This is a genomic window from Pseudomonas sp. JC1203 (assembly GCF_056175065.1).
Genome location: NZ_JBWCAM010000019.1, coordinates 1 through 15,489, shown reverse-complemented (window position 1 = coordinate 15,489; position 15,489 = coordinate 1). Strand labels below are relative to the sequence as shown.

16 protein-coding genes are annotated in these 15,489 nt (G+C 65.6%); 10 read left to right on the top strand and 6 right to left on the bottom strand.

Going from position 1 to position 15,489, the window contains the following annotated elements:
* Nucleotides 1-113 precede the first annotated feature (113 nt).
* From egtB to AC0SZ7_RS24470, 5 genes are all read right to left on the bottom strand, one after another.
* A complete protein-coding gene (gene egtB / locus AC0SZ7_RS24490; protein WP_475506802.1) occupies nucleotides 114-2,255 on the bottom strand; it encodes an ergothioneine biosynthesis protein EgtB in 2,142 nt (713 codons plus the stop codon).
* Between the two features lie 66 nt (nucleotides 2,256-2,321).
* Nucleotides 2,322-2,744 (bottom strand): DUF1810 domain-containing protein, encoded by a 423-nt coding sequence (locus AC0SZ7_RS24485; protein WP_475506801.1) that lies wholly within the window; start codon nucleotides 2,742-2,744, stop codon nucleotides 2,322-2,324.
* Nucleotides 2,745-3,310: 566 nt separating this feature from the next.
* The gene (locus AC0SZ7_RS24480; RefSeq protein ID WP_475506800.1) at nucleotides 3,311-3,946 is read right to left on the bottom strand and encodes a histidine kinase dimerization/phospho-acceptor domain-containing protein; all 636 of its coding nucleotides are present in this window, start codon (nucleotides 3,944-3,946) and stop codon (nucleotides 3,311-3,313) included.
* A 184-nt stretch (nucleotides 3,947-4,130) separates the two neighbouring features.
* A complete protein-coding gene (locus tag AC0SZ7_RS24475) occupies nucleotides 4,131-4,316 on the bottom strand; it encodes a hypothetical protein (protein WP_475506799.1) in 186 nt (61 codons plus the stop codon).
* Entirely contained in the window at nucleotides 4,306-4,857 is a 552-nt protein-coding gene (locus AC0SZ7_RS24470) for a hypothetical protein (protein ID WP_475506798.1), read from the bottom strand. Before AC0SZ7_RS24470 ends, AC0SZ7_RS24475 begins: the two co-directional genes overlap by 11 nt.
* Nucleotides 4,858-5,201: 344 nt before the next feature.
* On the opposite strand from AC0SZ7_RS24470, the gene AC0SZ7_RS24465 reads away from it, so the two are divergent.
* Entirely contained in the window at nucleotides 5,202-6,473 is a 1,272-nt protein-coding gene (locus AC0SZ7_RS24465) for a serine/threonine transporter (protein ID WP_475506797.1), read from the top strand.
* An 82-nt stretch (nucleotides 6,474-6,555) separates the two neighbouring features.
* Here AC0SZ7_RS24465 and AC0SZ7_RS24460 read toward each other — a convergent pair whose 3' ends face one another.
* Nucleotides 6,556-7,638, bottom strand: coding sequence for a GlxA family transcriptional regulator (locus AC0SZ7_RS24460; protein ID WP_475506796.1), 1,083 nt, complete (start codon nucleotides 7,636-7,638; stop codon nucleotides 6,556-6,558).
* Nucleotides 7,639-7,855: 217 nt separating this feature from the next.
* Between AC0SZ7_RS24460 and AC0SZ7_RS24455 the strand changes: the two genes are divergently transcribed.
* The 9 genes from AC0SZ7_RS24455 to AC0SZ7_RS24415 form a co-directional block, all read left to right on the top strand.
* A complete protein-coding gene (locus tag AC0SZ7_RS24455; RefSeq protein ID WP_475506795.1) occupies nucleotides 7,856-8,572 on the top strand; it encodes a LexA family transcriptional regulator in 717 nt (238 codons plus the stop codon).
* 155 nt (nucleotides 8,573-8,727) lie between these two features.
* Entirely contained in the window at nucleotides 8,728-9,234 is a 507-nt protein-coding gene (locus tag AC0SZ7_RS24450; RefSeq protein ID WP_475506794.1) for a Csu type fimbrial protein, read from the top strand.
* 19 nt (nucleotides 9,235-9,253) lie between these two features.
* On the top strand, nucleotides 9,254-9,979 hold the full coding sequence (locus AC0SZ7_RS24445) for a fimbrial biogenesis chaperone (protein WP_475506793.1): 726 nt from the start codon (nucleotides 9,254-9,256) through the stop codon (nucleotides 9,977-9,979).
* Complete coding sequence (locus AC0SZ7_RS24440) at nucleotides 9,976-12,264, top strand: fimbria/pilus outer membrane usher protein (RefSeq protein WP_475506792.1); 2,289 nt, start codon at nucleotides 9,976-9,978, stop codon at nucleotides 12,262-12,264. The genes AC0SZ7_RS24445 and AC0SZ7_RS24440 overlap by 4 nt, the downstream gene beginning before the upstream one ends.
* 12 nt (nucleotides 12,265-12,276) lie before the next feature.
* Nucleotides 12,277-12,717 (top strand): spore coat protein U domain-containing protein, encoded by a 441-nt coding sequence (locus AC0SZ7_RS24435; protein WP_475506791.1) that lies wholly within the window; start codon nucleotides 12,277-12,279, stop codon nucleotides 12,715-12,717.
* A gap of 17 nt (nucleotides 12,718-12,734) precedes the next feature.
* The gene (locus AC0SZ7_RS24430) at nucleotides 12,735-13,238 is read left to right on the top strand and encodes a nucleoside 2-deoxyribosyltransferase (RefSeq protein ID WP_475506790.1); all 504 of its coding nucleotides are present in this window, start codon (nucleotides 12,735-12,737) and stop codon (nucleotides 13,236-13,238) included.
* Between the two features lie 14 nt (nucleotides 13,239-13,252).
* Entirely contained in the window at nucleotides 13,253-13,750 is a 498-nt protein-coding gene (locus tag AC0SZ7_RS24425; RefSeq protein WP_475506789.1) for a hypothetical protein, read from the top strand.
* 7 nt (nucleotides 13,751-13,757) lie between these two features.
* Nucleotides 13,758-14,498 carry an AraC family transcriptional regulator gene (locus tag AC0SZ7_RS24420; RefSeq protein WP_475506788.1) on the top strand — a complete coding sequence of 247 codons (741 nt, stop codon included), beginning with the start codon at nucleotides 13,758-13,760 and terminating at the stop codon, nucleotides 14,496-14,498.
* Nucleotides 14,499-15,029: 531 nt separating this feature from the next.
* On the top strand, nucleotides 15,030-15,489 hold a 460-nt coding region (locus AC0SZ7_RS24415), incomplete at its 3' end, for a contractile injection system protein, VgrG/Pvc8 family (RefSeq protein WP_475506787.1).

Below are 15,489 nucleotides of genomic sequence, written 5' to 3'. Positions count from 1 at the left end.
AGCCGATAAAAGTTTATTGATTATAGAAAGCCGAGACGGGCGGTCTTAGTGTTTTTGGCTTGAATATTTAGTGCCAAAACGACTGTCGCCCCGCCCGTCTCGCCGGTGTGCTGTCAACAGAGGCAGAACAGCGCCACTTGCGGCTCGGCGCTGATCCATTGGTGGCAGACGCGCCAACCGCCCAGCGCGGCCATCTCGGTAAATGACTCGACGGTGAACTTGTGCGAGTTCTCGGTGTGCAGGCGCTCGCCTGCGGCGAAGTGAAACGCCTGGCCGGCCACTTGCACCACTTGTTCGCGCTGGCTGACCAGGTGCATCTCCATGCGCTGCAACTCGGCGTTCCACAGCGCCAGGTGGCGGAAATCGTCGATCACGAAGTTGCCGTTCAACTCGCGGTTCATGCGCTTGAGCAGGTTGAGGTTGAACGCCGCCGTCACACCGGCGGCATCGTCGTAGGCGGCCTCCAGGATGGCCGGCGCCTTGACCATGTCCACGCCAACGATGAACCAGGCGTTGCGCCCCAGCAACGTATGCGCCGAGCGCAGGAACTGCACGGCCTGGGGCCGGGTGAAGTTGCCGATGGTGGAGCCGGGGAAGAAGCCCACCCGTGGCTTGCCCTTGACCGCGTCGGGCAGGTGCAGGGCGCGGGTGAAGTCGTCCACCTGCGGCGCTATTTCCAGCTGGGGGTAATGCGCGCGCAGGTTGCTGGCGGCGTTGTCCAGGGCGTCCTGGCAAATGTCGATGGGCACGTAGACGCTGATCTGCGGCGCAGCGTCCAGCACCATGCGGATCTTGTCGCAGGCGCCGCTGCCGAACTCCACCAGCGCCGCACCGTCGGGGATCACCGCGCCGATCTGCGCCGCCACGTCAGTCAGCAAGCGCGTTTCGGCGCGGGTCGGGTAGTACTCGGGTGTGGTGCAGATGGCCTCGAACAGCTGCGAGCCGGCGGCGTCGTAGAAGTATTTCGGCGACAGGCTCTTGTGCGGCGCCGACAGGCCGGCGATCACGTCGCGGGCGAACTCGCTGTTGTGCAGGCCGTCCTGGCACACGTCGCGGGCCAGGCGCAGGCCGCAGAACATCCAGCGCAAGCCGGGGGTAAAGAAGTTGCGGTAGCTGGGGCGGCAGTGCTCGGGGCTGGTGATGCTGGCGCCGCCGCGCAGTACCATCTGGTTGACCATGAATTTGCCGTTGTACTCGCCCACGGCCGATGGCGCCGGGTGGAAGCCTGGGTAGGCGCAATAGGCGCTTTGCGTCCACTGCCAGGCCACATCGTCCACCTGCTCCAGCAGGCCGGTGGTGGCCGCCAGCTCCCACTCGGCTTCGGTGGGCAGGCGCGCTTCGGCCCAGGTGGCGAAGGCGCAGGCCTCGTAATAGCTGATGTGGGTGACGGGCGCATCCGGGTCCACGGGTACCAGGCCGGCCAGGGTCATCACCTGCCATTGCTCGCCGTCCTGCTGCCAGTACAGTGGCGCCTGCCAGTCATGCTCGCGGGCCACGGCCCAGCCGTCGGACAGCCACAGGCCCACGGTGGAGTAGCCGCCGGCAGCCATGAAACGCAGCCATTGGCCGTTGGTTACCAGCCTGTCGCTGATCTCGAAGGGCGCCAGGTAAGCCTTGTGGCGCGGCCCCTCGTTGTCGAAGGCGAAGCCGTCGCCGTCGTGACCGATGTCCACCAGGCCGCCGTCCAGCGCCTTGAACTGACCTTCGCGGCCGGCGGCGTCGGCGGGCCAGGCCGGGTCGTAGGCGGGTTTGAGCGCCGACAGGCTGAACAGGTGCAAAATGTCCATCAGCAACAGTTCCTGGTGCTGCTGTTCATGGGCCAGTCCCAGGTCCACCAGCGCCAGGGTGGCGGCGTCGAGGTCCATGGCCAGCAGGCTGCCCATGTGCAGGTCGACGTATTGCCGATAGGCCATTACCTGGTCCAGCGCCGGGCGGGTCATCAGCCCCCGCTGGGGCCGCGGCTGGCGTGGCCCCACGGCTTCATAGTACGAGTTGAACAGGTAGACGAAGCTGGGATCGAACGGCCGGTATTCGGGCAGGTTGGGCACCAGCAGGAAGGTCTCGAAGAACCAGGTGATGTGCGCCAGGTGCCATTTGGTCGGGCTGGCGTCGGGCATCGACTGCGCCACCATGTCTTCCGGGCTCAGGGGGCTGGCCAGGCGTTCGCTATGGCGCCGCACCTGGCGGTAGCGCTGCAGCCGTTCATCGGCCAGGGTAGGCAGGGTTTCCAGGGCGTGGCGTGGCATGAGGTTCATCAGTCAAGGCTCCGCGGCTGCGTCGATGGCGACGTGAGTTGGCGAGGTGACTGCCCGGCAAGCGGCCTACAGGCCCAGGGCATCGAGTGTCTTGGCGTCGGGCTGGCCGTCGAAAAAGTCCGCCAGCACCTGGTTGAACGGGCTGGGGTCATCGGCGGCATTGGCAAACAGGGTCATGCACGAGCGTAGCTTGAGGTCATCGGGCGGGGCGAAGATCTGCCCGACCGCTCGTCCTGTCAGTGCCCCTACCGCTGCAGTCGCCTGCAGCAAGCGCGGGCCCAGCAGCGGGTGCTGCAGGTAGGCAAGCGCTTCGCCGGCACCGCTGATGGCGAACTGGCGCGCCATGTCCGTGCGCCCCAGGCCCTGGATCTGCGGGAATATGAACCACATCCAGTGGGTGCGCTTCTGGCCGCCCTGCAACTCGTGCAGGGCCTGCTCGAACACCGGGCGCTGGGCTTCGACGAAACGCTGGAGGTTGTAGGTATCCATGGGGCTCACCGCGCAAGGGGCAGGTCTTCTGATGACCGTGGCGGTGGCGGTGAGTTCTAAATAGTTCGGTGTGGGGGCCGGGACGCGGCCTGGCGGCCGCTGCTACGGGAACGGTGCTGATAACAACTGTCTGTTGGTTTCAGCCTGGCACCTGTAGGAGCCGGCCGTGCCCGCGAAGCAGACGCCGCATGATTTCAGGCCCTGCGCGGTGAGGCCTTCGCGGCCACGGGCCGCTCCTACAGCGGGCCAGGTTGACCTGAAGGTTTGCCGGAAACCACGATGACGTAGCAGCTGCCGCAGGCTGCGTCTTGCATGCGCGGTGCATCAGGCTCACTGCGGCGCCCAAGACGCGGCTGTGGCCGCTGCTACAGCGGCCTGCGTAGCAGCAACTGTCTGTTGGGCACCTGTAGGAGCGGGCCGTGCCCGCGAAGCAGACGCCGCAGTATTTCTGGCCCTGCGCGGTGAGGCCTTCGCGGCCAGAGGGCGCTCCTACAGCGGGTTGACCTGAAGGTTTGCCGGAAACCAGGATGACGTAGCTGCCGAGGCTGCGTCCGGCCGCGCTGCGATTACAGGGAGGGCGGCTGCGGCCGCTCATGCACCAATGCCAAGGTCGCATCCAGCAGTTTCACCATCTCATCGATGTCCCGGCGCATGTCCATGTGCTGGCGCGCTTCATCATGCAGTTCCAGGCGCAGCTTGAGCCGCGACAGCGGCGTGCGCAGATCATGGGACACTGCCCCCAGCAGGTAGCCGCGCTGGCGCAGCTGTTCGCGGATACGCCATTGCATGCGGTTGAAGGTCTGGGTCGCCTGCCGCGCCTCCAGCAGGCCGTATTCCAGCACCGGCAGCGGCGGGCTATCAAGGTCATCACTGAGGCGCTCCGCCGCCGCGCTAAAGTGACGAATGGGCCGCGACAGCAGCTTGGAGCAGTACCAGGCTGCCACCACCAGGGTGCTGATCTGAATCACCAGCGGCACGATCGGGCCGTCGAACGGGGTGCGCGGCGGTGGCGGTGGCAGGGGCTCGTCCAGGTCCAGCTCGCGCAGCTCCATGGCGTGGAAGCGCGCGTCTTCCTGCTGCTTGCCATAGGCCTGGAACCACACGAATGCCAGGCAATGGGCGAGCATGATGGCCAGCACGGAAATGCCGAACAGGCGGGCGAACAGGGAATTGGCGAAGCGCGGCAGACGAAAGCTGGACATGCGGGGGCTCTTGGGCCGGATAGATCCGAGCAACCAGCATCGCGCCCGGTTGTGTCGCGTTGATTTCACGAATGTATCGGTAAATGCGGGAAAAATGGATGGTTTGTGGCGAAGGTACAGGTTTGAAATCGCTAGAAACAAAAAACCGGGCATTAGCCCGGTTTTAGAGATCTTCGGAAAATAGTCAGCGCGGAATGTCAGCGTCCGGTGTGCGGCTACCCGCCTTGCCAGCGAACACCGAGCCTTCTACCTTGGCAAAGGCATCAATTGCTGCCTCGGAGAAAAAGCTTCTGTAGTGCGGCGAGCGCTGGATGCGTTCGAGCTTCGCAAGTGCTTCTTCTTTGATTCTGGGGTTGGCGTTAGCGGTCATCTTCATGTACCTCGCTGGTAAGGTCATCATAGGTTGGCCGAAGGTCATAGGCAAGACCGACTCCGGCGACGTGCTCAAACCCCTCTTGATAATAAGCGTCGCGCGCTCCGGGGTTAGGGTCGTTGATAACGACATAATTCATGCCGAGCAGCAGGGCGTAGTTGCGCGCGGCACTCAACGCCAGCGGTGCGATATACCCACGGGTAGGCAGGCTGTCGTCGGGATTACGCTCCAGGTACAGGACAAAGATTTTCTCCCGGCTCGCCTTGGGCGTCGCCCAGCACAGCCCTGCCAGAGTTCCTTCGTACCAGATGGCTACGTCTAGGGCCACGAAGTGGGCTGGCCTGGTCTTCCATGCAAGAACCCTCTCCCAGCCGAAGTCATACGCAGTCAACCAGGCTTCATACTGTGCCACAGCGCTACCATCGATTTCCTTCATGGCCAGCAGGGGCCGCTTGTAACGCACCGGTCTGGTTGTAAATTCCTGTATCGCCGCTTCACGGGCGGCATCCTGGAAACTTCTGAGTGTTTCGAGATTCACGTACGGCTTCCCTGAGCAGCAACTCCATTGGGCGGGATGGTAAGCCTTGAGTTGCTGGGAAGCAGGCGAAACTCTGTATGGAGATTTTTCGATTCGACGGTGTAGATGGAACGCCAGTAAAAATGGGCCTTCGCGGCTTGGAAGTGTGGAGGGGGATGGAAGGGCTGCGGCAAACTGCCACGCTGAAAACCACTCGCATTTGCGACCGTTGCTCAGCTAAGTCTTTGCTTCTCAAGCACAATCCCGGACAATCGCCCCCCCTTTTATGGCTGGGGCGCTGCCTGCTTCATGTTTCATCCCGTCTCGGCCACGTATGAATAACCGGCAAGCGGAGATTCGACCGGATGAATGAACAGGCCAACAGCCTCGACCAACACTACGCGGCGCCACAAGCGACGCTGAGCCGTTGGAACCGTCACGACACTACCTGGATGCTGGGCCTGTTCGGCACGGCTATCGGCGCCGGAACCCTGTTCCTGCCGATCAACGCAGGCCTTGGCGGTTTCTGGCCCCTGCTGATCCTGGCCTTGCTGGCCTTCCCGATGACGTTTTACGCCCACCGTGGCCTGACCCGCTTCGTGCTGTCGGGCCGTGAAGGCGCCGACATCACCGAGGTGGTGGAAGAGCATTTCGGTACCAAGGCCGGCGCGCTGATCACCTTGCTGTACTTCTTCGCCATCTTCCCCATCCTGCTGATCTACAGCGTGGCGCTGACCAACACCGTGGGCAGCTTCATCGAACACCAGCTGCACCTGCAGCCGCCACCGCGTGCCCTGCTGGCGTTGGTGCTGATCGTCGGCCTGCTGGGCGTGGTGCGCTGCGGCGAGCGCTTCATCGTCAAGGCCATGAGCCTGATGGTGTACCCGTTCATCGTCGCGCTGCTGCTGCTGGCGTTGTTCCTGGTACCGCACTGGACCGGTGGCATCCTCAGCACCGCCAGCAATGTGCCTGAGCCATCGGCGTTTCTGCACACGCTGTGGCTGGCGATTCCGGTGATGGTGTTCTCGTTCAACCACTCGCCGATCATCTCCGCCTTCGCCGTTGACCAGAAGCGCCGTTACGGCGCCAACGCCGAACAGCGCAGCTCGCAGATCCTGGCCCGTGCCCACGGCCTGATGGTGGTGATGGTGCTGTTCTTCGTGTTCAGCTGCGTGCTGACCCTGTCGCCGGAGCAACTGGCGGAAGCCAAGGCACAGAATCTGTCGATCCTGTCGTACCTGGCCAACCACTTCAGCAACCCGACCATCGCCTTCGCCGCGCCGTTGATTGCTTTCGTGGCCATTGCCAAGTCGTTCCTGGGCCACTACATCGGTGCCAGTGAAGGTCTCAAGGGCCTGATCGTGAAAAGTGGCCGCCGCCCGGCCGCCAAGACCATGGACCGCGTTGTGGCGGCATTCATGCTGGTGGTGTGCTGGCTGGTGGCGACCCTGAACCCGAGCATCCTGGGCATGATCGAAACCCTGGGTGGCCCAGTGATCGCTGCCATCCTGTTCCTGATGCCGATGTACGCCATCCGCCGCGTGCCGGCCATGCGCAAATACGCCGGCAAGCTGTCGAACCTGTTCGTGGTGATCGTCGGCCTGGTGGCCATTTCGGCACTGGTCTACACCCTCTAAAACGCGAACCCACCCGTAGCAGCTGCCGAAGGCTGCGTCCAGCCGTGACGCGGCCTGACGGCCGCTGCTACGGGCGAGTGGGCTAACGCAACTGCAGCAGCCAACCCGGCTGCTGCAGCCCATCAAACAGCCTTCCATAATCCGGGTGCAGCCGCGCCGGTACTCGCGTGCGCCGGTATTCGCCGGGCGCCAGGCCCAGGTATTTGCGGAACGCCCGCGCCAGTTGCTGGCCATCCCCCAGGCCGCCACGGCGGGCGATCTTGTCCACCGGCAGGTCGCTGTCCAGCAACGCCTGGCGTGCCATGTCCAGCCGCAATAACACCAGCAGTCCATAGGGTGAACAGCCGCAATCCTGGCGCAGCAGCCGGCGCAGGGTGCGTTCGCTGGTGTGCAGTTGGGCGGCGGCCTGGGCCATGTTCAACGGTTGGTCCAGGCGCGGCAGCCACCAGCGGCACAGGCGCAGGGCCGGGCCATCGGCGGTGGGTGCCTGCAGGTTTGCGCCGGGGGGCGGGCAGGGCAGGCCGCGCACGGCGGCGCAGTGGTCGCGCAACAGCAGCAGGGCCATGTCGCTGGCGCTCATGCGCTCGCTGGTGGTGTAGAACGGGCCGTCTATCTGCAAGCTGCCGCGGCTGTGTACCCGCAGCGCCGGGTAGCGCTGCCCCAGCAAGGCGCTGAGGGCGCCGTGGGTGGTGACCTGGCGGCCGTCCAGCAGCCCCGCCGCCGCCAGCCAGAACACCCCCGCACCCAACGCCACCACTCGCCGCGCGCCCGGCTGCACCTGGCGCAGCCACTGCAACAGCGGTGCGCACGGGCTGTCCAGGGCGTGGGCAGGGCCATGGGCGATGATCAGCGTGTCGGGGGCCAGCGGCAGGTGGGCCTCCAGGGGCTGGGTCTGCACGCTCACCCATGGCATGCCCGGCGAGCGCAGCGGCGCGCCATCCAGCGAATACACCCGCGCCCGCAGGCTGGCGCCCCTGCGCAGGTTGCAGCAAGGCCGCAGGTCCAGGGCGTGCAGGGTCTCCAGCAGCTTTATCACATCACCCACATAACAGCCCGGGTAGCTGAGGATGGCGATCTCCCGCACGGTTTCGCCCAGCACGGCAAGGCCGGCGCCAGGCGCCTGGGCACGTGGGCCCGGGGAGGGAATGTGGGTGGTGGTGTGCAAAAAAATCAAGCCCCGGCCAACTGTGCCGTTAATACCTTCAAGGCAGAAATATTTTCGGCGGCCGCGAAGAAATGTGGCCATTGGCTGTCATCTACGGGTCGCGCTTTTGGCGCTGACACGGGATATTGACGCGCCGTCAAAACATAGACGTCAAAATATAGTCAGTTAGCTATAGAGGGTCAAGCCTTAAAGCTATGCATCTTGAGAGTTCAACAGCATGAAGATGGAGCAGTCGGTCGGCGCTACTTCCCCGGTAGATGCCAAAGGATTGACAGTGATCGAGGCGCTGGGCCCGTCCCTGGACGGCCTGGGCCAGCGCATCTCCGATATAGCTGAATCGCTAGGCGGCAAGCGCAACCTGGCGCGCCAGTCTGGTGTGCACGAGACCCAGCTGTACAAATACATCCGTGGCGGCAGCGCGCCCAGCCTGGCGGTGTGCGTGGCCATGGCGCGTGCGGCGGGTGTGAGCCTGGACTGGCTGATTGCCGGGCAGGCGCCGCTGCCCGCAAACCCGGACCACAGTGTGCTGGTGCAACGCTACCCGGCCCTGGCCTGCGCCGCCGGCCTGCCCTGGCCGGGCAGCGTGGCGGCCATCGAACCTTTGGCCCTGAACCGAGTCGAAGTGCAGCAACATGGCCTGGCCGAGCACAGCCTGCTGGCGGTGCAGGTGCCCCGTGGCCAGGGCTGCGCGCCGTTGGCTCAGGGCGGCACGGTGCTGATCGACCGAAGCGCACCGGGCCTGGCCGGTGACGGCCTGTACCTGCTGGAACTGGGCGGCGCGGTGCGGGTGCAGCGCGTGCAATTCCAGTGCGATGGCTCGCTGCTGCTGCTGGCCATCAATGAACAGTTCCGCGACCTGCAATTGCCGCAAAAACGCCACGCGGAACTGAGCGTCATCGGCCGCGTGGTGTGGATCTGCAGCTGGCAAGGCTGAATTGGCCGGATATGCCGCGCTTGTGGCCGGATGTGCAACGGTTTGGCCGCCCCTGCGAAGGGCTCGACACGTAAGCTGGAAAAAGGTCACCAGGCGGCATTCCAGACGCTCGGGACCTGCCCACTTACGCAACGCTTTTCGCAGGAAATTCCCCCATGCTCGACTCCAAGTTCCTCAAGGCCGGGGCTGTCGCCCTGATCGGCCTGGGCATCGCCTTTGCCAGCAATGCCAACGCCTCCACCGCCACTGCCGACATGAGCGTCAGCGCCACCGTGGTCGCCTCGTGCTCGGTGTCCGCCGGCGCCATGGCGTTCGGTTCCTACTCCGGCACCGCCGTCACCTCCAGCGCTGCCCTGTCGGTGACCTGCACCAATGATGCGCCCTACACCATCGCCCTGGGCGCGGGCAGCGGCACCGACGCCACCACTTCGGCGCGCCTGCTGACCAACGCCTCGGACAGCAGCTCCACCCTCAGCTATGGCCTGTACCAGGACAGCAGCTACGCCACCAGCTGGGGCGACACCACCGGCACCGACACCCTGGCCGGCACTGGCTCGGGCGCCGCGCAGGCGATCACCGTGTACGGCAAGATCCCTGCCAGCCAACTGACCGCCAGCACCGGCAGCTACTCCGACACCGTGGTTGTCACCGTCAACTACTGAGCCGTCGGCGAGCCCCCTCATGAACCCTGTCACACGCCTATCCATGGCCTGTGCACTGGCCGGCCTGTGCGCGCTCGCGCCGCAGGCCCGCGCCCAGGCACTGGACATTATCCCCATCGCCCAGGTGCTGGACGCCGGCCAGCACACCGCCAGTTTCACCCTCAGCAACCGCAGCGACCGCGTCACCCGCGTGCAGGTGCGCAGCTTTCAATGGGCCCAGGCCGGCAATGCCGACCAGTTGACGCCCACCCAGGCGCTGCTGGTCAGCCCGCCGTTCGCCAGCATCGCCCCCGGCCAGTCGCAGACCATACGTATCCTGCTGCGTCAGCCAACCGGTGCCACCGAGCAAGCCTACCGCGTGGTGTTCGACCAGTTGCCCGACGCCGACCCCAGCAAAGTCGCCCTGGCGTTCCGCCTGACGGTGCCGGTGTTCGCCAACCCGGCAGGGCCAGCCAAGGCCGACGTGCAATGGCGCACCGTGCAGGACAACGGCCAGTGGTACTTGCTGGCGCACAATGCCGGGCAGGCCCACGCGCAGTTGGCCAACCTGAGCCTGGCAGCAGCCGATGGCCACGCGCTGAAACTCAGCCGCCCGGCCTTGCCCTACCTGCTGGCCGGCCAGGATGGCCGCTGGCTGATCAAGGCTGCGGCCCAACCGCTGCAGGCCGGCGCGCGCCTGCACCTGACCACCAGCGGCCGCGGCAGCGCAATGGACAGCTGGCTGACCCTCGACCAGGGCCGTTGAACACCCAGCCCTGCCGGCGCCTGCTGTTGCTGCTGGCCCTGGCCAGCCCCTTGTCGGCGCATGCCGACACCTTGCTGCTGGAAGTGCTGGTGAACGGCCGCAGCCGCGCCGCTGCCCAGGAAGTGGACGCGCAGGGTGGGCAACTGCTGGTAGCCGCCGATGACCTGGCGGCGCTGGGCATTCGCCGCCCGCAGAACGCCGAAGCCCAGGTCGACCTGACCCAACTGGCAGGGGGGCACTGCCGTTACGACCAGGCCGCCCAGCGGCTCTACCTGGAGCTGCCCGACCGCGACCTGGTCGCCCAGCAATTGCGCCACGACCCCGCTCGCCCCGAGGCCAGCGGCCTGCGCAGCGACCCTGCCGCCGTGCTCAATTACGACACCCAATACACCCGCGCCAGTGGCCAGGCCAGCACCAGCACCCTGGCCACCTTGCGCCTGCTGGGCGGCCCCGGCGTGCTGGAGACCAGCACGTTGCAGACCCGCAGCCCCACCCTGGACAGCACCGTGCGCCTGGACACCACCTGGAGCCTTGCCGACCTTGACCACCTGCGCAGCTGGAAGGTGGGTGATGTGGTCAACGGCGGGCTCGGCTGGACCCGCCCGGTGCGCCTGGCCGGCCTGCAGATGGCTACCAACTTCGGCCTGCGCCCGGATCTGGTCACCTACCCGCGCCCGGGCATCAGTTCCAGCGTGGCGGTGCCTTCCTCGGTGGACATTTACGTCAACGGCCTGCACCAGCTCAGCGGCCAGGTCGAGCCGGGGCCGTTCGAAGCCAGCCAGTTGCCGGTGGCCACCGGCAGCGGCGACATCGCCGTGGTGGTCAAGGACGCCAGCGGCCGGCAGACCACCCAGACCCTGCCGTTCTACACCAGCAGCCTGCTGCTCAGCCCCGGCCTGGATGCGGTGTCCGTGGAAGCCGGCAGCGTGCGCAAACATTACGCCAGCCAGTCCGCCGACTACGCCCAGGGCGCGGCGTCGTTCAGCTGGCGGCACGGCGCCAGCGACCGGCTGACATGGGAAAGCCACCTGGAAGCCAGTGATACCCTGGCCATGGGCGGGGCAGGGCTGGACTGGCTGCTGGGCCAGGTGGGCGTGCTCAACCTGTCGCTGGCCGGCAGCCAGTACCAGGGCCAGGCCGGCCAGCAGTACGGCATCGGCTTCAGCCATGCCAGCCGCGTGTTCAACGCAGGTTTCAGCGTGCTGCGTGCCGACCATGCCTTCAATGACCTGGCCTCGGCCAACGGTGACGATCGCCCCGGCACCAGCCTGCGCGCCAACCTGGGCTGGTCGCTGCCGGGCATGGGCTCACTGGGCGTGGTGTTCACCAGGAAGCGCGTGAACATCTACGACGACTACGCCCTGACCTCCAGCAGCGTGCAGACCACGGCCCTGTCGGTGACCTATTCGCGGCCGCTGCCCTGGGGCGCCTACGGCTCGATCACCGCGCTGCATGACTACACCGGCACTACCGGCAATGGCCTGTTCCTGGGCCTGTCGATACCCTTCGGTGACGGCGCCACCCTCAGCGCCAGCAGCAACCGCAGTGGCAACAGCAGCTACCAGACCGTGCAGGCCGAACGCCCGGCGGTGGAGCGCGGGGACCTGGGTTGGCGGGTGGCCCACGAGACCGGCGACCTGGACCGCGACGACCTGGCCCTGAGCTACAAATCGCCCTATGGCCTGGTCAGTGGCGAGACCGAGCGCACCGCTGCCAGCACCGACTGGCGCGCCGGCGCCCAGGGCGCGGTGACGCTGCTCGGCGGCCACCTGTTCGCCTCCAACACCATCGATGATGCCTTCGCCCTGGTGGACACCGATGGCCTCGCCAACGTCACCGTGCGCCAGGAAAACCGTGACCTGGGCCGCACCGACCGCAACGGCCTGCTGTTCGTCGACCAGTTGCGCGCCTTCGAGGACAACCATTTGTCCATCGAACCAGGCGACGTGCCGCTGGACGTCGAACTGGGCACCGACCAGCTGCACCTCACGCCCGGCGACCGCAGCGCGGTGCGCGCGCACTTCGCCGTGCATCGCAGCCAGAACGCCACCCTGCACCTGCGCGACGCCCGCCAGCACGCACTGCCCGTGGGTGCCACCGCCACCCTGGTGGCCAGCGGCGAGCAAGCGGTGGTGGGCTATGACGGCGAGGTGTTTTTCCAGCAGGTGGCCGCCCATGACCAGGTGCGCGTGCAAGCCGCGGGGCGCCCGGCGTGCACGGCCCGTTTCGATTACCACGCCGAGCCGGGGCGTATCCCCGACATCGGCCCCCTGACCTGCCAATGAGGACCTTGCGCCATGCGCTATCTGTTATTGCTGATGCTGTTACCCCTGAGCCCCGCCGCGCTGGCCTACAGCTGCTCGGTGGCGTCGACACCCCTGTTGTTCGGCAGTGTCGCCGGCATCGCCGACCAGAGCCGCACCAGCACCGCCAGCGTCACCGTCACCTGCCAGGCGGGCGCCAGTGCCGCCAGCGTCGGCTACAGCCTGTACCTGGACACCGACGGCAGCACCACCCAGAGCTTGCGCAACGGCAGCGGCACGGCCCAGTATCAGCTGTTCACGGCCAACGGCCGGCAGCCGATCGTGGGCAGCCAGGCCTTCGCCAGCGACAGCTACACCCTGGCCGCCCACGCCAGCGTCAGCCGCACCTACACGGTGTACGCGCGCATGCAGCCGGGGCGCCAGGGTTCACCTGGCACCTACCAGGCGGTGAACGCCATCCGGTTGGTGTACTGATGTTCAGGAGGCTATTCATGACCCCGCGCAGGCCGGTGTACCTGGCCGGTTTCGATGTATTCCGCCGCGATGCCGTGGCCTACGGGCAATACCTCAAGAGCCTGTGCGCCGAGCAGGGCTTGGACGGTCTTTACCCCTTCGACAACGACCTGCCCGCGGGCCTTGCGGGGCTGCCGGCGGCGCGCTGGATCTGTGCGCAGAACATCGAGATGATCCGCCGCAGCGACGCGGTGCTGGCCAATCTCAATGTGTTTCGCGGCCAGGAACCGGACTCCGGCACTGCCTTCGAAGTAGGCCTGGCAGTGGCCCTGGGCAAGCCGGTGTGGGCCTATTTCGCCCCCGACCGCAGCCTGCGCGAACAGGTGCCCCACGATGTCCAGGGCTATGACGCCCAGGGTTTCGCGGTGGAAGATTTCAACCTGCCGCGCAATTTGATGCTGGCGGCCAGCTGGGCAGGGTACAGTGCTACGGTCGAACAGGCTGTTGGCGATTTGCGCCGGCACCTGGCATCGGCACCTTGAGGAGACAGACGGCAATGGACGAAGTCCAGCAACTGGGCGAAATGCTCAAACAATACGCCCTGAGTGAAGAACACAAGAAGCAGCAGTTCGAGGCCCAGTGCAGCCACTGGACCCAAAGCATCAATGCCTTGTACCAGCGCATCGAACAGTGGCTGCAGCCGCTGCGCGAAGGCGGCCTGGTGGAGATCAGCCGCGAGCCCTACCTGGCCGCCAACGCCAGCTTCCCGGCGCCGCTGTCGCCCTTCGCCAGCCACAAGCTGAGTATTACCCTGGCGCTGCGCAGCGTTGAATTCGTGCCCGAGGTAATGGGCGCCAAGGGCGTGATCTCGCTGGCAGTGATGGGCCTGACCTCCGACCGCTACGGCAGCATCAGCCTGGTGTGCACGCCGCCGTCCGAGGACTGGCAGTGGCGCAAGGACCGTGGCGTCAAGGAAGCCGAGACCCACGCGCTGACCGCCGACTACCTGGCGCAACAGCTGCAGGCGCTCATCCCTCGGCCGCATCGGGACTGACGCCAGCATGTTCGACCGCTACCCCGTGCAGGCCTGCGCCGACGACTATGTTCACGGCGAGGTGATCGCCCCCCATTGCCACGCGCAGATCCAGTTCATCCATGCCATCGGCGGGGTGATGCGCGTGACGACCGCCCAGGGTAGCTGGGTGGTGCCGCCGGGCCACGGGTTGTGGGTACCGGCGGCGGTGGAACACGACATCCGCATGACCGGCGAGGTGCGCATGCGCACGCTGTTCATCGACCCCACGGCGCTGGGCTTCGCCGTGCCTGCCTGCCAGGTGGTGCAGGTGACGGCGCTGGTGCGTGAGCTGATCCTGGCCGCTATCGGCAGCCTGGGCCAGGCCCAGCGCGAGGGGCGTGACCACTGCCTGCTGGGCCTGCTGTTCGCCGAACTGCAAACCGCGCCGCCGCTGGCCGCCCACGTGCGGCTGCCCAGCCAGCCACGGCTGAAGGCCCTGTGCGAAGCCTTCGTCGCAGACCCGTCGCGCGAGTCCTGCCTGCAGGACTGGGCCGACCAGAGCAGCATGAGCTCGCGCACCCTGGCGCGGCTGTTCCAGCGTGAGCTGGGCATGACCTTCGGCGAATGGCGCACCCGCACGCGGCTGATCCTCAGCCTGCAACGCCTGGCCTCGGGCAAATCCATTCTCGAAGTGGCCCTGGAACACGGCTACCAGAGCCCCAGCGCCTTCAGCGCCATGTTCAAGCGCGAACTGGGGCATGCGCCGAGTCATTATCAACCTGCCTGACCTGCCGGCTGCGTAGCCGCTGCCGCCAGGCTGCGCTGGCCTTCGAGCACGGCGTTTATCTCCAGTATTCCTTCGATGCGGGATTCACATTTATTGATTCCCAGTTGGCCTATTTGTTTTGTTTTTAACTATCTCAGTTCTTTGTCTGGTTTCAATATGTTGCTTAATTGTTGTTACTTGTTTTTTGTATTGCGGTTTGTAACTCGTCAAGTCTGCGGGCGCTATCTGTAGGAATTATCAACTCGCTTCGTGGGATGCCTCTCTAGTGGCGGTATAGGGTAGTAATTCCCGCAATCTTGCCCTAGTTTTTCTTGCTCATCTATCAAGGGGTTTGCCCGCATTTTACGCGGCGCAACAGATACAGAGTCGAACACTTTACTGGTTGCACCGGCGATGTTCGGTGTGCAGCAATTCCTGTCCGTAAATGATGTATGGGGTGGCGAGTTTTATATTCGTGCGCCCGTATCTGATGCACCAAAGTATTCGAAATCTGCATCCGCACTATCACCCGCTGACCCAGGAGGCCTGACCATGGCTGAAGCCCCGCGCATCCTCTTCGACCACACCCGCCACCGCCTCAGCATCAGCCAGTTGCAAGCGCCCCTGGACGTACTGGCCTTCGCAGGCGAAGAGCGCCTGAGCCAGTGCTTCACCTACCGCATCGAATTCACCAGCCCGGTGCAGGACATCTCACCCGAACAGGTACTGCGCTGCGACGCCATTTTCCGCCTGTTCCCGTTGCCGGTGAAACCGCTGTACCGCGGCCACGTGGTGCCGCCGCCCAAGCCGCTGCGCAGCGTGCGCGGGGTGATCACCGGCTTCCGACGGCTGTCCGGCTCGCGCGACGAGGCGCGCTACGAAGTCACCCTGCAACCCAAGCTGGCGCTGCTGGCGCGCGGCAAGCAGTACCGCATCTACCAGCGGCAGAGCGTGCCGGAAATCGTCGAGAGCATCCTGCGCCGCCACTATTTCGAAGGCTACGAGTTCCACA